The organism is Oceaniglobus indicus, from assembly GCF_002751875.1.
Classification (GTDB): domain Bacteria; phylum Pseudomonadota; class Alphaproteobacteria; order Rhodobacterales; family Rhodobacteraceae; genus Oceaniglobus; species Oceaniglobus indicus.
Window position 1 is genome coordinate 141,961 of sequence record NZ_NMZM01000006.1, and the last position, 23,341, is coordinate 165,301.

Annotated in this window: 24 protein-coding genes; 16 read left to right on the forward strand and 8 right to left on the reverse strand. The window is 64.1% G+C overall.

Annotation, left to right across the window (positions count from 1 at the left end; genetic code table 11):
• Nucleotides 1-31: 31 nt before the first annotated feature.
• Together CFP68_RS11175 and CFP68_RS11180 are read right to left on the reverse strand one after the other, a co-directional pair.
• Nucleotides 32-622 carry a DUF6151 family protein gene (locus tag CFP68_RS11175; RefSeq protein ID WP_099827005.1) on the reverse strand — a complete coding sequence of 197 codons (591 nt, stop codon included), beginning with the start codon at nt 620-622 and terminating at the stop codon, nt 32-34.
• A 51-nt stretch (nt 623-673) separates the two neighbouring features.
• On the reverse strand, nt 674-2,107 hold the full coding sequence (locus CFP68_RS11180; RefSeq protein WP_241524050.1) for a Glu/Leu/Phe/Val family dehydrogenase: 1,434 nt from the start codon (nt 2,105-2,107) through the stop codon (nt 674-676).
• 364 nt (nt 2,108-2,471) lie between these two features.
• On the opposite strand from CFP68_RS11180, the gene CFP68_RS11185 reads away from it, so the two are divergent.
• The 6 genes from CFP68_RS11185 to CFP68_RS11210 all read left to right on the forward strand — a co-directional run bounded on the left by CFP68_RS11185 (nt 2,472) and on the right by CFP68_RS11210 (nt 8,197).
• On the forward strand, nt 2,472-4,127 hold the full coding sequence (locus tag CFP68_RS11185) for a pilus assembly protein TadG-related protein (protein ID WP_158234159.1): 1,656 nt from the start codon (nt 2,472-2,474) through the stop codon (nt 4,125-4,127).
• Nucleotides 4,124-4,666 carry a TadE/TadG family type IV pilus assembly protein gene (locus CFP68_RS11190; RefSeq protein ID WP_099827007.1) on the forward strand — a complete coding sequence of 181 codons (543 nt, stop codon included), beginning with the start codon at nt 4,124-4,126 and terminating at the stop codon, nt 4,664-4,666. The genes CFP68_RS11185 and CFP68_RS11190 overlap by 4 nt, the downstream gene beginning before the upstream one ends.
• A gap of 13 nt (nt 4,667-4,679) precedes the next feature.
• A complete protein-coding gene (locus CFP68_RS11195) occupies nt 4,680-5,240 on the forward strand; it encodes a TadE/TadG family type IV pilus assembly protein (RefSeq protein ID WP_099827008.1) in 561 nt (186 codons plus the stop codon).
• 241 nt (nt 5,241-5,481) lie between these two features.
• Nucleotides 5,482-7,038, forward strand: a complete 1,557-nt coding sequence (locus tag CFP68_RS11200) for a TadE/TadG family type IV pilus assembly protein (RefSeq protein WP_158234160.1) — start codon at nt 5,482-5,484, stop codon at nt 7,036-7,038.
• A 5-nt stretch (nt 7,039-7,043) separates the two neighbouring features.
• Complete coding sequence (locus CFP68_RS11205; RefSeq protein WP_145953433.1) at nt 7,044-7,577, forward strand: TadE/TadG family type IV pilus assembly protein; 534 nt, start codon at nt 7,044-7,046, stop codon at nt 7,575-7,577.
• Nucleotides 7,577-8,197, forward strand: a complete 621-nt coding sequence (locus CFP68_RS11210; protein WP_145953434.1) for a TadE/TadG family type IV pilus assembly protein — start codon at nt 7,577-7,579, stop codon at nt 8,195-8,197. The genes CFP68_RS11205 and CFP68_RS11210 overlap by 1 nt, the downstream gene beginning before the upstream one ends.
• 10 nt (nt 8,198-8,207) lie before the next feature.
• On the opposite strand, the gene CFP68_RS11215 is transcribed toward CFP68_RS11210, so the two are convergent.
• The gene (locus CFP68_RS11215) at nt 8,208-8,678 is read right to left on the reverse strand and encodes a hypothetical protein (protein WP_099827012.1); all 471 of its coding nucleotides are present in this window, start codon (nt 8,676-8,678) and stop codon (nt 8,208-8,210) included.
• Nucleotides 8,679-8,806: 128 nt separating this feature from the next.
• Here CFP68_RS11215 and CFP68_RS11220 point away from each other — a divergent pair, with 128 nt between their 5' ends.
• The 10 genes from CFP68_RS11220 to dtd all read left to right on the forward strand — a co-directional run bounded on the left by CFP68_RS11220 (nt 8,807) and on the right by dtd (nt 17,411).
• A complete protein-coding gene (locus tag CFP68_RS11220) occupies nt 8,807-9,601 on the forward strand; it encodes a pseudouridine synthase (protein ID WP_099827013.1) in 795 nt (264 codons plus the stop codon).
• A gap of 164 nt (nt 9,602-9,765) precedes the next feature.
• Nucleotides 9,766-9,951, forward strand: coding sequence for a hypothetical protein (locus tag CFP68_RS11225; protein WP_099827014.1), 186 nt, complete (start codon nt 9,766-9,768; stop codon nt 9,949-9,951).
• A gap of 1 nt (nt 9,952) precedes the next feature.
• Entirely contained in the window at nt 9,953-10,834 is an 882-nt protein-coding gene (locus CFP68_RS11230; RefSeq protein ID WP_099827015.1) for a 5-bromo-4-chloroindolyl phosphate hydrolysis family protein, read from the forward strand.
• Between the two features lie 27 nt (nt 10,835-10,861).
• Nucleotides 10,862-12,052, forward strand: coding sequence for a toxic anion resistance protein (locus CFP68_RS11235; protein ID WP_099827016.1), 1,191 nt, complete (start codon nt 10,862-10,864; stop codon nt 12,050-12,052).
• A gap of 3 nt (nt 12,053-12,055) precedes the next feature.
• On the forward strand, nt 12,056-13,018 hold the full coding sequence (locus CFP68_RS11240) for a DUF2927 domain-containing protein (RefSeq protein WP_099827017.1): 963 nt from the start codon (nt 12,056-12,058) through the stop codon (nt 13,016-13,018).
• Nucleotides 13,019-13,037: 19 nt separating this feature from the next.
• Nucleotides 13,038-14,168, forward strand: coding sequence for an SPFH domain-containing protein (locus CFP68_RS11245; RefSeq protein ID WP_099827018.1), 1,131 nt, complete (start codon nt 13,038-13,040; stop codon nt 14,166-14,168).
• 34 nt (nt 14,169-14,202) lie between these two features.
• Nucleotides 14,203-14,859 (forward strand): hypothetical protein, encoded by a 657-nt coding sequence (locus tag CFP68_RS11250; protein ID WP_099827019.1) that lies wholly within the window; start codon nt 14,203-14,205, stop codon nt 14,857-14,859.
• Between the two features lie 26 nt (nt 14,860-14,885).
• Nucleotides 14,886-15,980 (forward strand): TFIIB-type zinc finger domain-containing protein, encoded by a 1,095-nt coding sequence (locus CFP68_RS11255; protein ID WP_099827126.1) that lies wholly within the window; start codon nt 14,886-14,888, stop codon nt 15,978-15,980.
• Nucleotides 15,981-16,049: 69 nt separating this feature from the next.
• Entirely contained in the window at nt 16,050-16,970 is a 921-nt protein-coding gene (locus CFP68_RS11260; protein ID WP_099827020.1) for a carbohydrate kinase family protein, read from the forward strand.
• Between the two features lie 3 nt (nt 16,971-16,973).
• Nucleotides 16,974-17,411: a D-aminoacyl-tRNA deacylase gene (gene dtd / locus CFP68_RS11265; protein WP_099827021.1), complete on the forward strand. Its 438-nt coding sequence runs from the start codon at nt 16,974-16,976 to the stop codon at nt 17,409-17,411.
• Between the two features lie 195 nt (nt 17,412-17,606).
• On the opposite strand, the gene CFP68_RS11270 is transcribed toward dtd, so the two are convergent.
• The 5 genes from CFP68_RS11270 to bhcD all read right to left on the reverse strand — a co-directional run bounded on the left by CFP68_RS11270 (nt 17,607) and on the right by bhcD (nt 23,320).
• The gene (locus CFP68_RS11270; protein ID WP_099827022.1) at nt 17,607-18,167 is read right to left on the reverse strand and encodes a PqiC family protein; all 561 of its coding nucleotides are present in this window, start codon (nt 18,165-18,167) and stop codon (nt 17,607-17,609) included.
• 1 nt (nt 18,168) lies between these two features.
• Nucleotides 18,169-21,012, reverse strand: a complete 2,844-nt coding sequence (locus tag CFP68_RS11275) for an MlaD family protein (RefSeq protein WP_099827023.1) — start codon at nt 21,010-21,012, stop codon at nt 18,169-18,171.
• Complete coding sequence (locus tag CFP68_RS11280; protein WP_099827024.1) at nt 21,009-21,644, reverse strand: paraquat-inducible protein A; 636 nt, start codon at nt 21,642-21,644, stop codon at nt 21,009-21,011. The genes CFP68_RS11275 and CFP68_RS11280 overlap by 4 nt, the downstream gene beginning before the upstream one ends.
• Nucleotides 21,611-22,255 carry a paraquat-inducible protein A gene (locus CFP68_RS11285; RefSeq protein WP_241524051.1) on the reverse strand — a complete coding sequence of 215 codons (645 nt, stop codon included), beginning with the start codon at nt 22,253-22,255 and terminating at the stop codon, nt 21,611-21,613. Before CFP68_RS11285 ends, CFP68_RS11280 begins: the two co-directional genes overlap by 34 nt.
• A gap of 99 nt (nt 22,256-22,354) precedes the next feature.
• Nucleotides 22,355-23,320: an iminosuccinate reductase BhcD gene (gene bhcD, locus CFP68_RS11290; RefSeq protein WP_099827026.1), complete on the reverse strand. Its 966-nt coding sequence runs from the start codon at nt 23,318-23,320 to the stop codon at nt 22,355-22,357.
• Nucleotides 23,321-23,341: the final 21 nt, after the last annotated feature.

The following is a 23,341-nucleotide window of genomic DNA, read 5'->3' on the forward strand; positions in this document are numbered from 1 at the left end:
CTCCCTTCACGGGCGATCCCGCGAATGTGCCTCACTGTTGGCGGGGCGCTGGCGGCGGGGTCGGGCCGGCGATCGTGGGGGTGGCGACGGGGTGGCCCGCGCTGTCGAAGAACGGGTTTTTCCGCGCCTCTCCCGACAGATAGGCGGCGATGCCACGGCGCAGCAATCCGCCGACCATGCGCGCCAGTCCCTTGTCCTTGCGGGGTGCACCGATCCCGGCCAGCGCGCTTTGGGTGAACCCGAGGGTGCGCACCGGCCCCAATGCCGTGTGATCGGCAAGGATCGGGCGCCACAGACCGGCAAACGGGATTCGCGACGACCCGGCGGTGTTCGCCAGCGGCGTGTCGCAGCAGGCGGCATACCAGCGATGCAGCCCCTTGGACGACAGCCGCAGACAGGCAATCCGTTCCGCGCCCCGGGTGATTTCGATCATTGCCGGCGTCGTCTGGAACAGGGGGCTGCCACCGCCCGGCAGCAAGTCATCGGCAACGCCCATGCGGTGCGCAAAGGCGCGGCAGTCCTTGCAATAGCAGACCAGATGACATCCCGACGCCGCAGAGGCCCCGTGCAGGATACCTTGCAGCGCGCCGCAACGGCATGAAAACCCGATATCCGCGGCCATGGGGCGCCTCCGGTGCAGGGCGCGGGCGCGTTCGACGCCCGCGCCGCGTTCCTACAAACCCTTGGCGCGATACGCCGCCGCTACCCGCCCGATCGACACCAGGTAGGCGGCGGTGCGCAGATCGTCCACATCGCCGCGTTCGTGCCAGACCTCCTGCATGGCCTGGTAGGCGCCGCGCATCGTGTCATCCAACCCCGACCGGACCAGCTCCAGCTCGCCCGCGCCGCGCAGGTACTTCTGCTTGAAGCCGGGCGACAGGGTCCAGCCCAGTTCGCGGTCCCGCGACAGCCGTTCAAGTTCGTTGATCAGCAGTTCGTGGCGCGATTCCTCCTGCCGACGCTGCATCCGGCCGAAGCGGATGTGCGACAGGTTCTTCACCCATTCGAAATACGACACGGTGACGCCCCCCGCGTTGGCATACATGTCGGGGATGATGACACAGCCCTTTTCGCGCAAGATCGCATCGGCGCCGGCGGTCACCGGACCGTTCGCCGCCTCGATGATCAGCGGCGCCTTGATGCGGGCCGCGTTGCCCAGGTGGATGACACCTTCCAGCGCCGCCGGGATCAGGATGTCGCATTCGTGTTCCAGAACGCTGGCGCCATCCTCGACATGGGTGGCATCGGCGTAGCCCTTGACGCCGCCGTTCTGCATTATCCAGTGGCGCACCGCCTCGATGTCCAGCCCCTTGTCGGACAGCAGGGCGCCGTCGTGTTCGATGACGGCGGTGATGCGACAGCCGTCATCCTCGCTCAGGAACTTGGCAGCATGGTAGCCGACGTTCCCCAGACCCTGGATGATGACGCGCTTGCCATCCAGCGTGCCGGAAAGCCCCGCCCTGGCCACGTCCTGCGGGTGGCGGAAGAACTCCTGCAACGCGTATTCCACCCCACGGCCCGTCGCCTCGATCCGGCCCTGGATGCCGCCGGCATGGGCCGGCTTGCCGGTCACGCAGGCCTTGGCGTTGATGTCGGTCGTGTTCATGCGCGCGTACTGGTCGGCGATCCACGCCATTTCCCGTTCACCGGTGCCCATGTCGGGGGCCGGAACGTTCTGGGACGGGTGGATCAGATCGCGCTTGGCCAGCTCATAGGCAAAGCGGCGGGTGATCCGCTCAAGCTCGTCTTCTTCATACTGGCGGGGGTCGATGCACAACCCGCCCTTGGAGCCGCCAAACGGCGTTTCGACCAGCGCACACTTGTATGTCATCAGGGCGGCCAGCGCCTCGACCTCGTCTTGGTTCACGCCCAGCGAATAGCGGATCCCACCCTTGACCGGCTCCATGTGTTCCGAATGGACCGATCGATAGCCGGTGAACGTATGGATATCGCCGCGCAGACGCACCCCGAAGCGCACGGTATAGGTGGCGTTGCAGATCCTGATCTTTTCCTGAAGGCCGGGGCTGATATCCATGAGGGCGACGGCCCTGTTGAACATCAGGTCGACGGATTCACGAAAACTGGGTTCCCTGGCGTGGCTGATCATTCTGTCCTCCCTCACGTGACCCCGAATCGGCCTGTCCTGGGCCCGATCCGGTCATGGTCGGACTTAACCATGAGTATCCGGTAAATAACACCGTGGAAGCGGTGATTCGAAAACCCGGCGGCTTTCGGGGTCGTTGGCGGCGGACGCGGGGGCGCCACATTTCCGTCGCCACGGGCCGAACAGTTACCGGCTGCCTTCCTGATTGTTTCGCATTTCGTGGGCCGTGTGGGCGCGAAAACCCATCCGCCACATTCCTGCCCCAATTCGGGCGTCACTCGAGAGACATGCAGTTAATTCAATGCAATTTCGATTGATGCGAGGCGCCATGCGGGACAGATTGACGATCAAAGAGATACGGGAAACCATGATCGGGTCCGAAGAAGGCTCGATGACGATCCTGGCCCTGTTCCTGTTCATCTGCATGGTGCTGGTGGGCGGCATCGCCGTCGACATCATGATCTTCGAGAACAACCGCACCCGTCTTCAGAACCTCGGCGATCGCGCCGCCCTGGCCGCGTCGGACCTGGATCAGACGATCCCGGCCCGCGACATCGTCACGAGTTATTTCGAAAAGGAAGGTCTGGGGGCGTCGCTCAAGGATGTGCAGGTCACCGAGGGCGTCAACCATCGGTCGGTGTCGGTCGAGACGGAGCAGTTTCAGAAAACGCTGTTCATGAACTTCATGGATCTGACGGGTGTCGACCAGTTGCGCCCGCATTCGTTTTCCGCCGCCACCGAACTGAAGCAGGACATCGAGATCTCGCTGGTGCTCGACGTGTCGAACTCGATGAACTGGGCCAGCTCGGCCCCCGGCAGCACGTCCAAGCTGAACGACCTGAAGGCCGCCGGAAAGCGGTTCATCGACACGATCTATGCCGGCGGAAACGCCGACCACGTCACCGTCAGCCTGATCCCCTATGCGACCCATGTGTCGGCCGGTCCGGTCATCCTGGAAGAGCTGGGCGTGACCCGCCAGCACGATTATTCGTCGTGCCTGTCGTTCACCGACGCCGATTTTGCCACATCCGAAATCCGGGCCGGCGACGTCTATGCGCACACCGCCCATTTCGACCAGTGGTATTCCTCCGAGGATCCGACACTGTTCGTCTGCCGTCCCGAGGAAGACCAGCGCGTGCGCCCCCTGCTGAGCGATCCCGAGGTCATCAAGCAGCACATCGACAACCTGACCGCCAACGGCAATACCTCGATCGAGATCGGGCTGAAGTGGGGTGCCGCGTTCCTCGATCCCAGCGCGCGGAATCTGACCCGGGCGCTGATCGACGAAGACGAGATCGACGCGATGCACGACAACCGTCCCTATGATTGGGACCGGGGCAACACGCAGAAATATGTCGTGGTCCTGACCGACGGCGTGAACACCGAACAGCAGGAAATCGCACCGGCCTATGCCAACGGCGCCTCGGGGGTCTATCGCTGGCGCCCGATCCCCGGTGCCGATTTCCAGTTCTATTCGTTCCGCGCCGACGAAGTGGGCGACGAAAACCGCAACGGCATCGCAAACGAAGTGCGCTATTGGCATCCGGCCCGCACCATTCCTGCCGCGCCGGGCATCGCCAGACGGTCGTTTTCGGCCGGATACACCGCCCAGCCCTTCGGCGCGCCCGGCACCACCGCCGCGCAACCCTATGACCAGGCGATCGCGCCCGTCGAACTGGATTATGCCGACCTGTGGGCCGAGATGTCGGTGCGCCATTTCGCCTATTACTATGTGCGGGCCGAATCCGGGTCCAACAGCGTCTACAACCAGTTCCTGCGCGATGTCTGGTCGCCGGTGAACGGCCCCACCAAGGATGCGCGCCAGCTGCAACTGTGTGACCAGCTGCGCGACAAGGGCGCCACGATCTTCACCATCGGCTTCGAGGTGACGGACCATTCCGCCAACATCATGAGCCAGTGCGCCAGCACGCCGAACTATTTCATCCGCGTGGTCGGCGACGATCTGGAGGCCGCATTCGACCAGATCGCCGCATCCATCACCAAGCTGAGGTTGACCCAATGACACCTTTCCTGTCCCCCCTGCTGCGGCGTCTTGGATTGATGCGTCGCGACGAAGACGGCACCGCCACTGTCGAGTTCATCCTGCTGGTGACGCCGGTCGTGTGGATGTTCATGTCGGGGGCCGAAGCGGGCCTGCTGAACATGCGCCATGCCATGCTGGAACGCGGCACCGACATGGCCGTGCGCGCCGTGCGCATCAACCCGCGCACCCCGCCGACCCATGCCGAGATCAAGCAGATGGTCTGTGACCAGGCGCTGTTGCTGCCCGATTGCATGAACAGCGTGATGGTCGAACTGCGCACCGTGGCCCGCAGCGACTGGGCGACCATCAGCGCCGATGCCGAATGCGTCGACCGCGCCGACCCGGTCAAGCCGATGACGCGCTATGTTCCGGGCAAGCCGGGCGAGTTGATGCTGGTGCGGGCCTGCTTCAAGGCCAGGCCGATCTTCCCGACCACCGGTCTGGGGCTGATGATGCCCAAGGATGCCTCCGGCGATTATGCCGCCATTTCCACCTCGGCCTTCGTGAACGAGCCCTGAGAGGACCAGAACGATGAAAAACCGAACCTTCCTGAACCGCTTCGTACGCGACACCGAGGGCAGCTATTCGATCGAGACGATCCTGTTGTTGCCGATGCTGGCCTGGGCGATCCTTGCGTTCTTCAGCTATTTCGACGGGCTGCGCCTTGCCAATGTGAACATCAAGGCGGCGCACACGATATCCGATGTGCTGTCGCGCGAAACGGCGCCGATCGGCGATTCCTACGTGGACGGCACCGATCGGCTGCTGAAATTCCTGGTCAACCGGCCCTATGACACCAGCCTGCGCATTTCGGTGTATCGCTATGACGGCGAGGACCGGCAGTTCGATCTGGTGTGGTCCAAGGCCCGCGGCCTGAAAACCGCACTGGACGACACGGCAACCGCGGCGGTGTCGCAGCGGCTTCCGGTCACGGCCAACGGCGACACGGTGATCGTCGTCGAGACATGGATGGATTACGTTCCGCCCTTCGTCATGGGGCTGTCCGAAACCACGTTGTACAACTTCGTCGTGACCAGCCCACGCTTTGCGCCGCAACTGAAATGGGACGACGGACACGGCACCATCAGCTGACCCATCACCCACCTGACGACACGTGAAACGGCCCCGAATTGGGGCCGTTTTTGGTTTGAGATGCCTAAATTGCATCCGAAATGTCCCGATTTCGCCCCATTGAGAGCACACCGAGAGCCTAGAAAACTATCGAGGTTCTACGGGGACCGCCGTGAAACAAGGGGTTTGACGAATGACCAGAACGAACGGGAGTGGCGCTTTCCCGATCAGCGTCGACAAGACAGGTCAGAGAAGGCGCTGCTTGTCGTTCAGTGACGACGAAAGCGGCTCGATGATCATCTTCGGCCTGTATCTGTTCATGGCGATCCTGCTGATCGGCGGCATTTCGGTCGATGTCATGCGGAACGAGTTCGAGCGGCTGAAGTTGCAGAACACGGTGGATACCGCGGTTCTGGCCGCCGCCGACCTGGACCAGAGGCTGGACCCCGAATCGGTGGTGCGCGATCACTTCTCCAAGGCGGGCCTGGGCGAGCAGCTGAACACCGTCTCGGTCAGCGAGAACATCAATTCGCGCACGGTCACCGCAACATCGTCGATCGATGTGAACACCTTGTTCATCAACGCCCTCGGCGTATCGTCGTTGTCGGCCATGTCGTCGGGCACCGCCCGCGAAGACATCAGCGACATCGAGATCTCGCTTGTGCTGGATATCTCCGGCTCCATGGGCAGCTACGGACGCATGGCCAACATGCAGGACGCGGCCAACCATTTCATCGACACGGTCCTGTCGGACGAGCGCAGCATATCTTCGGGTGGCGAAGTGTCGCTTTCCATCGTGCCCTATTCCACCCAGGTGAACATGGGGCCGGACGTTCTGGATGAAATGAACCTTTGGATGCGGAACCCGTATTCGAACTGTGTCGATCTGGAATCACAGGATTTCGACAACACGGCCGTTCCCACCGCATGGCGCCGTCAGACAGGCCACTTCGACCCGTTCTCGCGCACCAGCCCGCCGTCCAGCCTTGTCTGCCGCACCGACAGCGGCGCCCAGGCCACGACGATCACCGAGAACAAGTCGCTTCTGAAATCGCAGATCAATGCGCTGTCACCGGGCGGCAATACGTCAATCGATATCGGGCTGAAGTGGGGTGCGGCGCTTCTGGATCCGTCGTTCCGCGACATCGCCGACGAAATGATCGAGAACGACAGGATCGACGACGTCTTCGACGGCCGTCCCTATGATTACAACCGCCCCAACAGCATGAAGGTGCTGGTCGTCATGACCGACGGCGAGAACACGACCCAATACACGCTGAACGATGCCTACAACCAGGGCGACAGCGATGTCTGGGGCCGCCAATACAGCAACGGCACCTGGCGCTATAGCGTGAACGCCCAGGAATACCGCAATCAGGATCGCGACAGCACCTGGTGGGAGGATTGGTATCTGCCCCGCTATGACGCCTGGAGCAACAGCCGCGACGGCGGAGACAGCGACTCGAACAGGCTGAGCTATCAGGAACTCTGGGCCAACATGTCGATCGGCTATAACGCCTATTACAACTGGTATCGTCAGTACAACAACGCCAACACCTACTATGACTGGTATTACGCGCCCTATTCGACCGTCTCGGCCCAGACCAAGGACAACCGGATGCGCCAGATCTGTGCCGCGGCCAAGGATCAGGGCATCCTGGTGTTCAGCGTCGCGTTCGAGATCGACGACGACGATGCGATCCTGCTCAGGGAATGTGCCTCGTCCCCGAACCACTATTTCGACGTGGATGGCAGCGACATCGTCTATGCCTTCTCGGCCATCGCGAGCACGATCAACCAACTGAGGCTGGTGCAATGATGATGATGAACAAGCTCAAACTCGGCCTGGCGAAATTCCGGTCCGATACCTCCGGCGTCGCATCGATCGAATTCGCCCTGATGTTTCCGATCATGATCTCGATCTTCCTGATGTCCGCCGAAATGGGCGTGATCCAGTTGCGCCAGGCCATGCTGGAGCGGTCGATGGACATCGCGGTACGCCAGTTGCGGATCGGAAATCCCGACTTTCGCAACCCCGAAGTCCTGATGCAGGCGGTCTGCGACGAGGCGCTGCTGATCCCCGACTGCATGAACAACATGAACCTGGAAATGGCGCCGGTCGATGCACGCAAGTTCAACTACGCCCAGGGCACCCCGGAATGCGTGACCCGCAAGCGCACGGCCAACCCGGTCATCAGCTACAAGGCGGGGGCCAACAACGAAACGATGCTTCTGCGCTTCTGCATCGTGCACGATCCGCTGTTTCCGGCCATCGGCCTTGGCAAGATCCTGCCGCAGGCCAGCGATGGTGGATACCGGATGATTGCGACAACCCTTTTCGTGAATGAGCCGAAATGATGACATTCAGCCAAATCCGTCGCATGCTGCGCCGCTTCCGCAAGGACACGGACGGCAGCTATTCCATCGAGACGGCGATGATCGTTCCGCTTCTGCTCTGGGGGATGCTGGCCACCTATACCTTCGTGGACAGCTATCGCATCCAGGCGCTCAACCTGCGTGCCACCTATACGATCAGCGACCTGCTGACGCGACAGTGGAACCCGGTCGATGGCAAGTTCATCACCGGCGCAGGGAAATTCTATGAATTCCTGACCAACGACAGCCACGACACCGCCCTGCGCGTGACTGTCGTCTATTGGGACGAACCCAGCAAGTCACACAAGCTGGTCTGGTCGCAGGCGCGGGGCGACGGGCCCAGCGCGATCCGGCAATCCGATCTCGGGGCGATGGCCGACACGATCCCGACCCTGGCCAACGCCGACAGCGCGATCATCGTGGATACGTGGATGACCTATGAACCGCCATTCAACGTTGGCATCCCGACCACGCAATTCCGAAACCGCGTCGTAACTTCGCCCCGGTTCGTGCCGCAGCTTCAGTGGTCCGACGGAAACCCCGGCGATTACGTCAATGACGAGGATCACGACGACAACAACGGCGGCGGCGGCAGCATCTGATCCGCAGGGATCAGCCGATGCGCGCGGCGATCCGCAGGGCCAGCTGTTCGGCCATGAACTTGGCCTCGGTGCTGGAGGTGACGCCGCCGATGCCGATCCGCCGTCCGACCCGCCACCACAGCCCCGGCGCCCAGCCCCGGGGCTGTGCCGCTTTCATCACCACCACGAAACCGTTTGATGGCTTGAACGCAAAGGTACCGCGGTCGATCGATGCCATGTCGCCGATCTGCACCCGCAACCGGCCCGACGTGTCGCGCAGCTCGTCAGAGGTCAGTTCGATTCGATGGGCCGTCGCCTGCCACAGGCGGATGGCGCACCAGATGATTGCCGCGCCGGACGCCAACATGACAAAGCGCCACCCGGTCGAGGGCGCGGTGGCCAGCCCGATCCAGATCAGGATGGCGCCCAGAAGGCCGACGATGCCGGCGCCGAAGATGCGGCGAAAGGGCGATGGTGTGACGGTGGCGACGATTTCGGTCATCCTGCGGTCCTTCGTTGGATGTGTCCTCCTACAGCGGGGCGGCGCGGGAATCGAGCGGTCTTGCACCGCCCGCCGCCGACACGTTCCTTGCCCCTTTCGCGCAAGGCGTATCCGGCGTAACCAGACGCATGACTGATCCATCCCCTCCCGGCGAACGCATCGCCAAGGTCCTGGCCCGCGCAGGTGTCGCCAGCCGCCGTGAAGCAGAACGCATGATCGAAGCCGGGCGGGTCACCGTCAACGGCAAGTCGATCTCGAGTCCCGCGCTGAACGTGACCGAAACCGACCGCATCACCGTCGACAACGCGCCGTTGGCCGCGGCCGAAGCCGCGCGCCTGTGGCTGTATCACAAGCCCCTGGGGTTGGTGACCACGGAACGCGACGAAAAGGACCGCCCGACCGTCTTTGCCAACCTGCCCGAAGACCTGCCCCGCGTCATGTCGGTCGGCCGGCTCGACATCAATTCCGAAGGTTTGCTTCTGCTGACCAATGACGGCGGGCTCAAGCGGCGCCTGGAACTGCCGTCGACCGGCTGGCTGCGGAAATACCGGGTCCGGATCAAGGGCGCGCCGAAGGATGGCGATTTCGCGCCACTGCGCCGGGGCGCCCTGATCGAGGGCGAAAAGTTCCAGCCGATGGAGGTCGTGCTGGACCGGCAGCAGGGGGCGAATGCCTGGTTGACCGTCGGCATCCGCGAGGGGCGCAACCGCGAAGTGCGCCGCGCGATGGAATCGATCGGCCTTCAGGTCAGCCGCCTGATCCGCATCAGCTATGGCCCGTTCCGCCTGAACGATCTGAAGCCGGGCGCGGTCGAAGAGGTAAAGGCGCGGGTGTTGCGCGATCAACTGGGCGAAGGCGAAGAACCGCTCAAGCCCAAACCGCGACGCACCCGACAGCCCCTCCGGCGCGGCCCACGCGCCTGAAACGTCACCGAAACCAAGGTTTTTCACCTTCGGTCGTTTCAATGATCGCCTCGGGTTTCTATCTCTGACGATGAACGCCGTCCGCTCTGGGCAGCGAGGGATGCTTGGACTACGATTGTTTCCATGGCTTTGGGGTGATTTGACGCGTGGCACGGTTTTTAATCATGGCGGTTGTGCTTGCGGCGTTGGCGCTTGCGGCTTTCGCTGTCATCAATGCAATTCAGGGCGCGCTGCGCGACGGGCGGAATCGTATGGTATCGGGGGAAACGGGGAACAGCACGATGCAGAGACTCTCTTTCGTGCTGCTTTGCGCGTTGATTTTCTATGTCGCGATCTGGGGGACCGCCTGAGATGGCACAACGGTTTGGCGGCAAGTTCAGCCCGGGCGAACACGCGCCGCCCCCGAACGAGGCATGGGCCGGCAAGCGGCGCACGGCGGCCGGCGGCCGGGTCAACGCGCTGTTCATCGCGCCCCTGCCCCTGCTGCCGCTTGCCTTCGTCAAGGAACCCGTCGGCCTGGCGCTGAACCTGGTCGCCTTCGGGATGCTCATGCTGGCCGCCTGGCTGACCCGCGAAGGGGTGCTGGCCCAGGAAGCCTATGACGCACGCAAGGTCGCCAAACGCCCGGCGATCCCCCGCAAGCTGTTCGGCGCGGCGCTGACCGGGCTTGGCCTGGCCGTTGCCGGTGCCGGCAGCGGCGATTTCGTGGCGCCCGTGATCTTTGCCGTTCTGGGCGCCGGTCTGCATTTCATGGCTTTCGGCGCCGATCCGATGCGCGACAAGGGGGCCGAGGGCGTCGATTCGTTCCAGGCCGACCGCGTCGCCCGCGTGGTGGACGAGGCCGAAGCCTATCTGACCGAAATGCGCGACGCCGTGATGCGCGCCCAGGACCGCGAGGCGGTGGCCCGGGTCGAGCGGTTCCAGACCGCGGCGCGCAAGATGTGCCGCATCGTCGAGGAAGACCCCCGCGATCTGACCTCGGCGCGCAAGTTCCTGGGCGTCTATCTGATGGGCGCGCGCGATGCGACGATCAAGTTCGCCGACATCTATACCCGATCGCGCGATGCCAAGGCGCGACAGGATTACTTTGCCCTCTTGCAGGACCTCGAACAGGGCTTTGCCGAGCGGTCGCAGAAACTGCTGATCGAGGACCGCGCCGGCCTCGAGATCGAGATCGAAGTGCTGCGCGACAGGCTGGCACGCGAAGGCGTGCGCACCACCGAAACCGAATAGACCGTTTAGAACCCGAGGACCAACACCATGTCAGAGACGATTCGCGACAAGGCCGCCGCATCGGAAACGGCCGTGCAGGAAACCGCAGCCGTGATCCTGCCCGAACCCCGCGCCGAAATCGTGCCGTTCGATCAGGCTGATGCCCCGATCGCCGCCGAGATCGAACGCCGCATCGGCGAAATCGACGTCACCGATACCGGATCCATCGTCGCCTTCGGATCGGCCGCCCAGGCCGAATTGCAGACGATCAGCCAGGCCATGCTGGCCGACGTGCGCAACAAGGACGTCGGCCCCGCGGGCGATTCGCTGCGCGACATGGTGTCGACGATCAAGGGCTTCTCGATCAGCGAACTGGATGTGCGCCGCGACCGGTCGTGGTGGGAAAAGCTGCTGGGCCGCAGCGCGCCGATGGCGAAATTCGTCGCCCGGTTCGAGGATGTCCAGGAACAGATCGACCGCATCACCGGCCAGCTTCTGACCCATGAACACACGCTGTTGAAGGACATCAAGTCGCTCGACATGCTGTATGACAAGACGCTGGCGTTCTATGACGAACTGGCGCTGTATATCGCCGCGGGCGAAGAAAAGCTGCGCCGCCTGGATGCCGATACGATCCCCGCGAAAGAGGCCGAAGTCGCCGCCGCCAAGGAACAGGACGGCGTGATGGAGGCGCAGGAACTGCGCGACGTCCGCGCCGCGCGCGACGATCTGGAACGCCGGGTGCATGATCTGAAACTGACCCGCCAGGTGACGATGCAATCCCTGCCCTCGATCCGGCTGGTCCAGGAAAACGACAAGAGCCTGGTCACCAAGATCAACTCGACCCTCGTGAACACCGTACCGCTGTGGGAAACGCAACTGGCCCAGGCGGTGACGATCCAGCGCTCGCGCGAAGCCGCCGAAGCGGTGCGCGGCGCCAACGACCTGACCAACGACCTGTTGACCGCCAACGCCAAGAACCTGCGCGACAGCAACCGGATCGTACGCACCGAAATGGAACGGGGCGTGTTCGATATCGAAGCCGTGAAGGCCGCCAATGCCGACCTGATCGCAACGATCCAGGAATCGTTGCAGATCGCCGACGAAGGCAAGGCGAAACGCGCTGCCGCCGAAGCGGACCTGCAACAGATGGAAGCCGAGTTGAAATCGACTCTGGCGTCCGCCAAGGCACGCGGCGACAAGACCGGCGACACCGCTGCCACATCCGTTACGGGGTAAAACATGTTCAAGGGGCGGATCACCGCTGCCGCATTGATCGCCTTCGCAGTTCTTGCCGGCTGCGAGGGCCCCACCGCTGTCGAGCCGGTGCCGCGCCCGCCCGAGCGCCCGACGCGCCCCGCCCCCCGCACCGAAACGCCGCCGCCGCCCAGCGTCGAGTCGGCCGACAGCCAAGCACTTCAGGCCTACTATCGCCGGGTGCAGGACGGGCTGGTGGCGCAGGGGCTGCTGCGCACCGATGGCGGCGGCCCCGACACCCCCTTCGGCCCCCGCCAACTGGTCGAGAATTTCGTGCGCGTCGCCTTGTTCGAGGAATATTCCACCGTCGGCGGCAGTCTGGTGGCCCGTCCGACCGCAACGCGGTTGCACCGTTGGGAACGGCCGATCACCATGCAGCTGGAGTTCGGCGAAACCGTTTCGCCGCGGATCAAGACGCGTGATCGCAACGCGCTGATCTCGTACGCGAACCGCCTGTCGCGCCTGACCGGCCTGCCGATCCGGCAGGTCAGCCAGGGCGGCAATTTCAACGTCTTCATCGTGAACGAGGACGAACGCCGCGCCCTCGGCCCGCGCCTGCGCCAACTGGTGCCCGGCCTCGACGAGCTTGCCGTGCGCGCGGTCACGCAGCTGCCGAAGAACTCATACTGCCTGGTCTTCGCGCTGGATGGCGGCAACAACAGTGCATACACCCACGCGGTCGCTGTGATCCGCGCCGAACACCCCGACCTGTTGCGCCTGTCCTGCATCCACGAGGAAATCGCCCAGGGCATGGGCCTTGCCAACGACAGCCCCTCGGCCCGTCCGTCGATCTTCAACGACGACGAGGAATTCGCCCTGCTGACGACGCACGATGAAATGCTGCTGAAGATGCTGTACGACAAACGCATGCGCGTCGGCATGACCGCCGACGAAGCGCGCCCCGTCGCGCAAACCATCGCCGCCGAACTGCTGGGCGGCGAAAGCTAACACCGAAGGAACCCGAGCCATGGCCATATTCGATTTTCTGTCAGGTCAGTTCATCGACGTCATCCACTGGACCGACGACACCCGTGACACGATGGTGTGGCGGTTCGAACGTCACGGCCACGAGATCAAGTATGGCGCCAAGCTGACCGTGCGCGAGGGGCAGGCGGCGGTGTTCGTGCACGAGGGTCAGTTGGCCGACGTGTTCACGCCCGGGCTGTATATGCTCGAAACCAACAACATGCCGATCATGACGACGTTGCAACACTGGGATCACGGGTTTCAAAGCCCGTTCAAGTCCGAGATCTACTTCGTCAACACCACGCGTTTTTCAGATCTGAAATGGGGCACCAAGAACCCGATCATCCTGCGCGATCCCGAATTCGGCCCGACCCGCGTGCGCGCCTTCGGCACCTACACGGTCAAGGTGGCCGATCCGGCGCGGTTCCTGTCGGAAATCGTCGGCACCGACGGCGAATTCACCCGTGACGAGATCAGCTTCCAGATCCGCAACATCATCGTGCAGGAGTTTTCCCGCGTGCTGGCCGAATCCGGCATTCCCGTGCTGGACATGGCGGCCAACACGTCGGACCTGGGCAAGCTGGTGGCCGAGCGGATTTCCGAGACGATCACCGCCTACGGTCTGACGATCCCCGAGTTGTATATCGAGAACATCTCGCTTCCTCCGGCGGTCGAGGCGGCGATGGACCGGCGCACATCGATGGGCGTCGTCGGCGATCTCGACCGCTATACAAGGTTTCAGGCCGCCGAGGCGCTGGGTAATGCCGAAAGCGGCGCAGGCTCGGCCATGGCCACGGGCATGGGGGCCGGCATGGGCATGGCCATGGGCGGACAGATGGGCGGACAGATGGCACAGGTCGGTCCCTGGGGCGCGCGCCCGGCCGCGGCACCACAGGCGGCCCCGCCCCCACCGCCCCCGCCCCCCGTCGAACATGTCTGGCACATCGCCGAGGGCGGCGTGACCAAGGGGCCATTCTCGAAGGCGGCCATGGGGCGCATGGTCACCGACGGCAGCCTGACGCGCCAAACCCACGTCTGGACCCAGGGTCAGGACGGCTGGATGCGGGCCGAGGACGTGCGCGAGCTGGCGCAATTGTTCACCGTCATGCCACCGCCCCCACCCGGTGCCTGAGGCATCCCGCATACCTTCTTGAACCGGAGACGTGATGCCGACCCTGACCTTTCGCAGATACCATCCCGTTCTGGCCGTGATCGCCGCGTCGTTCATCCTGGCGGGGTGTCAGGACAAAGTCGGCAAGACCGATTACGGCGGTCATACCCCCCAGGACATCAGCTTTGCACCGGCATACGAGAACTTCACGGCCTGCGGCATCCGCGTTCCGGTCGACAAGAATCGTTGGTCGAAGACTGTCAAGACCGGAACCGGCAGCTTTCCCGATCACACGGTATCGTATCGCGCGTCGGAAAAGCTGGGATCGTACAAGCGCCAGGTCGACAAGCTGTTCAAGAATCACATGGTCGATGTGAGTTACGGCTGTGGCGACACGATTGCAAAACCCGACCGGATGCTTGCGGAATTCCAGAAAGGATTCAAGGGCGGCGACAACGGGCGCGTCGAATGGCAGCCGGCGAAGACCCTGCAACACGCAACCCTCGGCACGGTCCACTATGCCCCCTATGCCACGGTCTATGACGACGGCAGCCGGGCGTCCGGCGTCTATGCCTATTGGAGTAAAGACGGCAGCCTCTATACAATGACCACGCGGATCGTCGAACATAACAAAAGCAAGTATCTTGCACGCAAGCAATCCTGGAACACCGGGTTCAGCCTTGACCTTCTGTCACGAATAACGCCGCTTTAGGTGGGACGAGCCAAGACGATATGCAGATGACCGAGCCCCCCGAAGAACACCGCTTTCCCTGTGACAACTGCGGGTCGGACATGCGGTTCGATCCGGTGGAAGGGATTCTGATCTGCGATCATTGCGGCAACCGCGAACCACTGAAGCCGACGGCGTCCGCGCTGCACCCGATCAAGGAGTTGGACTTCCGCACCGCCATCGAAGCGCGGCTGCCCGAAACCGAGATCGAAACCACCCGTGTCACGCAATGCCCGAATTGCGGCGCGCAGGTCGAATTCAGCCCCGACGTCCACGCCACCGAATGTCCGTTCTGTGCCACGCCCGTGGTCACCGACACCGGCGCACATCGCCATATCAAGCCCCGCGGGCTGGTGGCCTTCGTTCTGGACGAACCGAAGGCGCGCCATGCGATGGGCGACTGGCTGGGCTCGCTGTGGTTCGCGCCGAACGGGCTCAAGGCCTATGCGCGCCGGGGGCGGCGGATGCAGGGGATATACGTCCCCTACTGGACCTTCGATGCCCAGACCCAAAGCCGCTATTCCGGCCAGCGCGGCACGGTCTATTACGAAACCCAGCGGGTGACCCGCAACGGCAAGACCGAAACCGTCCAGGTGGCCAAGGTGCGCTGGACCCCGGTATCGGGACGGGTGGCGCGGTTCTTCGATGACGTGCTGGTGCTGGCGTCTAAATCCCTGCCCAAACGGTTTACCGATGCGCTGGAACCTTGGGATCTGTCGGCGCTCACACCCTATTCGCCAGCTTTCCTGGCCGGGTTCCGGGCCGAAGGCTATCAGGTCGAACTGCCCGATGGTTATGACGAGGCGCGCGGCATCATGGACCGGATGATCGAACGCGACGTCCGGTTCGACATCGGCGGCGACCGCCAACAGATCCACGCCATCGACACCGCCATCAGCGATGTGACGTTCAAGCACATCCTGCTGCCGGTCTGGCTGGCCGCCTACAAATACAACGGCAAGACCTATCGCTTCGTCGTCAACGGCCAGACCGGACGGGTGCAGGGCGAACGCCCCTGGTCGGCGATCAAGATCACCCTGGCCGTCATTGCCGGGCTGATCGTGGCCGCCATTGTCGGCGCGATCTATGCGGCCAACGGGTGATCATGCTCTGGGCAAATGCGCGCGTTACCGCTAACAATCGCGGATGAGTTCAATGGAAGGGAAGCTCTGATGATCCTGTGTTGCGGCGAAGCCCTGATCGACATGCTGCCCCGGACCACGGGCGACGGCGAACCGGCTTTCGCGCCCCACGCGGGCGGTGCGGTCTTCAACACGGCCATTGCGCTGGGCCGGCTGGGGGCCGAGACCGGCTTCTTTTCGGGCCTGTCGCGCGACATGTTCGGGGAAATCCTGGTCGATGCGCTGGCCGCATCCGGCGTCGATGCCACGCCTGCGCACCGCTCCGACAATCCCACCACGCTGGCCTTCGTCAAGCTCGTCGATGGCCAAGCGACCTATGCCTTCTACGACGAAAACACCGCCGGCCGGTTGTTGTCGCAGGCCGATCTTCCGGTGCTGGACGATCGTGTCACGGCCGTCTTCTTCGGTGGCATCTCGCTGGCCGTCGATCCCTGTGGCGCGACTTACGAGGCGTTGGCCCTGCGCGAGGCGGCATCGCGGGTCATCATGTCCGACCCGAACATTCGCCCCGGTTTCATCCGCGACGAAGCCGCCTATCGCGCCCGGATCGACCGGATCCTGGCGGTGTCGGACATCGTGAAGCTGTCCGATGACGACCTGCGCTGGCTGATGGGCGATGGTGACATCGGCGACCTTGCGCGCATCTTGCTGGAACGCGGCCCCCACCTGGTGTGCATCACCGAAGGCGCGAGGGGCGCGACCGGATACACCCGCAGCGGCGCGGTCTTCGTCGAGGCAACACCCGTCACCGTTGCCGACACCGTGGGCGCGGGCGATACCTTCAACGCCGGCATCCTTGCGGCGCTGTCCGATGCGGGCCTTCTGTCCAAGGATGCGGTGCGCGATCTGTCCGACGCTGTCGTGCGCGATGCGCTGTCACTGGGCGTCAGGGCCGCGGCCGTCACCGTCAGCCGGGCGGGCGCCAACCCGCCGCGCCGGGACGAGCTTTGATCCATGCGCGCGGTTCTGCAAAGGGTCAGCCAGGCTTCGGTGACCGTCGGGGGTGAGGTGATCGGACAAATCGGCCCCGGCCTGCTGATCCTTGTCTGTGCCATGGCGGGCGATATCGAAACGGACGCCGAAGCGCTGGCGCAAAAGGTGCTGAAACTGCGGATCTTCAAGGACGCGGCAGGCAAGATGAACCTGGCGCTGAAGGACACCGGCGGCGCCGCCTTGGTGGTGTCGCAATTCACGCTGGCCGCCGATACGTCACGCGGCAATTGCCCCGGCTTTTCCACCGCCGCACCGCCCGAAGATGCCGAACACCTGTATCTGCATTTCGCCGCGGCATTGCGCGATCATGGCACGACCGTTGCCATCGGAAAGTTCGGCGCCGACATGGACGTGGCGTTGAACAACGACGGCCCGGTGACGATCTGGCTGGAAAGCTGACCGGCGCACGTTCTGGTTAACCGCGCGTTCATCCATGACGTGCTATCACCTCGGAGACCGGGAAATTGGTCGGACCTCGGAAATTCCGGGCGATCCGCGTTCGGCACCGGGAAATAAATGGTGTCACGTCACGATTGACCCGCGCGTCCCCCTCGAACCGGGGGGATGCGCAGGGAAAACGCCGCGCCCGCGACCCTAGAGCCCGTCGCGCGCGATGATCTCGGCCAGTTCCAGCGTGGCACGGCCCAGCGCATCACCGATGGTCCGCATGTCTTCGGCATCATAGGGCGACGAGACCGCGAAGGTCCGCGCCACTTCGCGCCGCTGACCGGTTGTGGATGACACGAAATACTGCCCCTCCATCCGGAAGACGCCATCGTTGGATGCCAGCGCCTTGGTGAACCGCACCTCAAGCCGCGCGTCGGGCCGTTCGCTCAGCGGCCAGGGTTCGGCCGCAACATCGGCGCGGGTCAGGGACGAAAGCGCCACCGCCAGCCCCTGGGTGATCGCACGGATCGGGTCATCGGCCCAAAGCTGATCGCTGTTCGACAGCAGTTCGCCGGTCGGGCTTTCGACCGATATCGCTTCGAGCCCTGCATAAAGCGGCAGACCGACGTCGCGCACCTCAAGCGATCCGACACTGACGCGGATCTTGTCGGTCGCCGTCAGCGCCGGCACCGGATAGCGCAGGGTCTGGGTGGCGGAACAGGCGGCAAGGGCGGTCAGGGCAACGACGGCAGCGGCGAAAGGCTTCATATCAGCGTCCAAACAACAGGGAATTGGGATTGCGTTCTATCGCGCGCGCAAGCGAGCTGACCGATTTCGCGGCGTCCCGGATGTCACGCAGGGTCGATTTCGTCTCGCTGCCCAGGGTGCCATCGGCGCGATAGCCGCTGACGGTGGTTTCCGCCTCGGCCAGCAGGCGATTCATCCGGCTCAGCAACGCGGGCAGATCGGCGGTGGTGCGCGCGATCTCGCTTGCCGCGCGTTCGGTGGCCGACAGCGTGGCGTTGGCGTTCTCGATCAGACCGCCCTCGCGCATTTCCTGCAGCACGGCCTCGATCTGGGCCAAGGCTCCGTTCAGAGCCGCGGGAACCGCCTGGCTGTCGGTCGACGCGATCAGGGTGTTGGCGTTGCCCACCAGATCGCTGGCCCGGCGCGCAAGTTCATCCAGCGGCAGATCGGCCGCGGTGTTGGCCAGATCCTCAATCTGGGTGGCGATCGCGTTGGCGCGGTCGATCAGCGCGGGCAGATCGGCGCTGGCCGCATTCAGGCTGTCGGCGGCGGTGCGGGCCGAGTCGAGAACCGGCATCAGCGCATCGGTGATCCGGCCGACCGCGGCGTCGACGCTGACGATGGCCTGGTCGGCGTTGGCGATCACGCCGGACATCCGCACGTCGGCCAGCGCGCCCTGCGCTTCCTGCACGGCCGCGCCCAACTGGCCCGGCAGGGCCTTGGTGTCGGCGTCATTCAGGATCGCGTTGGCACTGACGATCAGGGCGTTCACCTGGGTCATCACCTCATCCAGCGGCAGCGTGTTCGCCCTGACCAGCAGGGTGTCGGCGCTGGCCGCAACGGCGTCGATCCGCGCGATCAGATCTGGCAGGCCGTCGATCGCGCCATTGGCGCGCTCCAGCGTATCGCGGGCCGAGGCGACCAGCGGATCCAGCGCTGTCACCACCCGGTCGATGGCTTCATCGGCCGTGGCAAGCGTCGCAGACGCCTGTTCGAACACCGCACTTTCGCGCAGGTCGGCAATGGCACCCTGCGCCTCGCTGACCGCCTGTCCCAACTGGTCGGGAAGGTTCTGGACACCCGGCCCGGTGATCAGGGCATCGACATCGCCCAGCAACGTGTTGGCGCGGGTCAGCAACTCGTCCAGCGGCAGGTCGTTGGCCGTCTTCAACAGCGAATCGGCGCTGAGCGCGACCGCATCGATGCTGGCCAGCAGTTCGGGCACGTCCTCGACCGAGGCGATGACGGCCTCCGACGCTTCGGACGCCGCGTTCAGCGCATCGGTCAGCGCCTGCACGGTTTCCGCCTCGTTCACCGTGCGCAGGATCTCCTCGAACTCGGCGGCACTTTGCCCGAGGCTGGCGATCATGTCCGACGCCTGCACCGGCAGCGATTGCACCTGCTCCGATCCCACGAACCGGCGGACATCGGCCAGCAGGGCCAGAACCTCATCCGGGGTGGCCGTCAGGCTTTCGTCGTTCAACAGGCGGTTCACGCTGTCCATGACATTGACGGCGGACCCCAGAAGCTCTTCGATGGGCAGTTCGTTGATCCGGTTGAACACGCCTTCGGCCGTGTCCGCGAAATCCGAGATCTCGGACGGAATCGACGGCAGCAGCGGGTAGGGATCGGCGTCCGGATCGATCTGCGCCGAAGGCTGGGGGCCGATGCTGTCCGGGATCAGGATCGCAACCTTCAGACCGCCGGTCAGCAGCGACGCGCTTTGCAACTGGGCGCGGTATCCGCGTGCCACGGCGTCCTGCATGAACTTCAGCGCGCTTTCCTCGGTCGCATCGGCCGGCAGGCCCAGCTTGCTGGTCGAAAGTTCCAGCGTGGCCAGAAGGCGCACGGCATTGTCGCCGAACCGGTCGGGATCGACGATACCGGTGATGGCGCTGACCGTGCCCACGTTGATGCCCTGGAACTGCACGCTGGCGCCCGTCGTCAAACCGCTGACCGCCCCTTCGAACACGACAGACAGATCCAGCGTGACGCCCTCGGCGCCATCGGTGAACAGGCTGCTGCGCGCCGTCTGCTCATCCAGGAACAGCTGGAACCGGGTGCCGTCCTCGACCGCCTCGCCCCCGGACACCAGGGTTTCGAACGCCACGCCGCCAGCCACCAGCGACGCAAGGCTGGAGACATCCAGCTGCGCGCCCGACGCGCCGAACGAAAAGCTGAAGCCCGAGGTATCCCAGAACCGCGTGGCCGTTGTCAGCAACCGGTCTTCCGGCGCCCGGATGAAGCCGTCGGCCAGCACCGAGATGCCATCGTCCGACAGCCGCAGGTTGGCGACCTTGCCCACCTCGATTCCGCGATACAGGATCGGCGTGCCCTCGCCCAGGCCGGACACCGAACTGGCGCGCAGGGTGATCGCGGTGCCTTCCTGGCCCGAGCGCACCAGCGGCGCCTTGGCCAGACCCTCGAACTTGCGCTGCGGCCCATCCATGGTGTTGTTCCACGTGCCCTCGATGAAGGATCCCGACAGCACGGTATCCAGACCCGAAACCCCCTGCGCCGTGACCTCGGGGCGCACCACCCAGAACTGCGCGTCCGCATCGACATATCCCGCCACGCTCTTGTCCAGCCGCACGTGCGCGATGACATTGGCCAGCTGGTCGGCGAAGGTGACATTCTCGACGACACCGACGTTGACGTCGCGATAGCGCAGGACCGTCTCGTTCGCCTTTATGCCCGAGGCATTCTCGAAGCTGATCTCGATCAGCGGACCGCGGTCGTTATAGCTCTGCCAGAAGATTGCCAGCGATACGATCAGCGCCCCGATGGGCATCAGCCACACCAGCGACAGCCGCTCGCGCCAGCTTTTTCGGGCCGGCGTTACCGACAGGTCGGGGGCGTTGCTCATGTATGGCTGTCCTCTTCGGCGTCCCAGATCAACCGGGGATCGAAACTTTGTGCCGCCAGCATCGTGAAGATGACCGACAGGGCGAAGGTGATGGCGGCCGGACCGGGATTGATGGCGGCCACACTGCTCAGTTGCACAAGCGAACTCAGAATTGCCACGACAAAAACGTCGATCATCGACCAACGGCCGATGAATTCGACATATTCATACAGTTTGTGGCGTCCGTGCGCCGACATCTTCACGTGATGGTTCAGGCTGAGCGCAAGATAGGCCACGGCCACGAACTTGCCGATCGGGATCAGAACCGACGCGACGATGATGATGATCGCGACGCCGACCGCGCCGTGGTGGATCAGGTCGATGGCGCCGCCGACGATGGTGCTTTGCGATTTGGAAAACAGGGTGCTGGTGATCAGCATCGGGAACAGGTTTGCCGGAATATAGCAGATGACGCCGATCGCCAGCCATGCCCAGACCCGCGCCATCGAGGCCATGTCGCGCGACGACAGCGCGCTGCCGCAGCGCGCACAGCGTTGCTTGTCCGCCGGCCAGACCAGCGAACAGCGCGTGCAGGCCACAAGGCCGCTGTCGCGCGCGGTCACGATCTGTCTTGTTGATCCAGCGCTTTCCATACCGTCCATCTGTTCATGTAACCGTCCTTCAGCACGATCACCACAACCAGCGCCGCAAAGAACCAGAATGCGGGGCCGAACCCGATCCGGGCCAGATCGGCCACCTTGACCAGCGCAACGGCGACCCCGATGACGAAGATCTCGGCCATCGACCAAGGGCGCAGCGCTTCGGAAAACCGGAAGGCGGGGATCGCACCCGGCCAGGGCGCGCGCCCGAAGGCCATGGGTGTCAGCACATAGATCACGAGGGCCGCGCGCAGGATCGGGATCGCCACGATCAGTGCTGCAACGGCCAGCGACAGCCCGAACATCGGCCCCCCGGCAAAGGCCAGCGCCGCATCCAGAACCGAGCTGGAGTTGGTCAGGCCCGCGACACTGACCGACAGGAAGGGAAAGATCGTCGCCGCAATCATCAGGATGACCACGGTGATGGCCAGCGCGATCACCCGCACAAAGGCCCGGTTGCGGGTCGAGATCAGAACGGTTCCGCACCGCACACATTGCGCGCGCTCGCCGTGCGCCAGCGGCACGACGCGATACAGTGCATCGCACTGCGGACAGGCGATCAACTCACCTTCGCGATAGACCTCCGAAGCATCCGCGTCCTGCACGCCGCACGTTCCCCGTTTTTCCATCTGCGGCGTCTAACAGGTTGCATTGCGGGGTCAAAGACTTATCGGTGTGTGCCCACGGCAATGTGCACGCCGCGATCAGAACGCAACATCCTGTGCCACACCTCGTTCGATGGCCAGGTCCAGAACCTTCGCCGCGACCGCCAGATCCTGAAGCCCGACGCCGGTTCCGTCGAACAGCGTGATCTCGTCACCGCCGCTGCGACCCGGATGATCGCCGTTGATGACGGCACCGATCTGCACGATGTCCTCGGCCCTCAGAAGCCCCGCCGCCACGGCATGCTGCGCCTCGCCAATGCTGACCGACTGCGCGACCTCGTCGGTAAAGACGGTGGCGCGGGCCAGGATGGCGGCGTCCACCTCCTGCTTGCCCTTGGTGTCCGTGCCCATGCAGGCGATATGGGTGCCCGGCCGCACCTGCGCGTCCAGCAGGATCGGATCGAAGGACGAGGTGATCGACACGATCACATCCGAATCCGCCCCCAGCCGGTCCAGATCCACCGCCTCGAACGGCAGGCCCAGTTCGTCGGCCGTCTGCGCCAGACGCGACAGCATCTCGGGATGCAGGTTCCAGCCGATCACGCGCTCGAAATCGCGCTGCTTCACGGCGGCGCGCATCTGGAACGCCGACTGGTGCCCGGCCCCTATCATGCCCAGAACCTTCGCATCCTTGCGCGCCAGGTGGCGGATCGAAACCGCACTGGCCGCGGCGGTGCGCAGCGCGGTCAAAAGGTTGCCCCCCACCAGCGCCTTGACGCGGCCGGTGTCGGCGTCGAACAGGATCACGGTGGATTGGTGGTTGGTCAGGCCGCGCGCTTCGTTGCCCGGCCAATAGCCCCCGGATTTCAGGCCCAGCGCCAGCGACTCGCGATCGAACCCCGACTTGAACCCATACAAGGCGTCGCCGTGCCCGATGGCCTCGCGGATCACCGGAAAATTATAGGCGCGCTCCGCCGCCATGGCGGCGAACACCGCCTCGACCGCCTCGAAACTCGCCTCCGGCGTGATCAGATCCGCAATCGCCGCTTCTGGCACAACCCACATGTCGTTCTCCCGTCGATGACA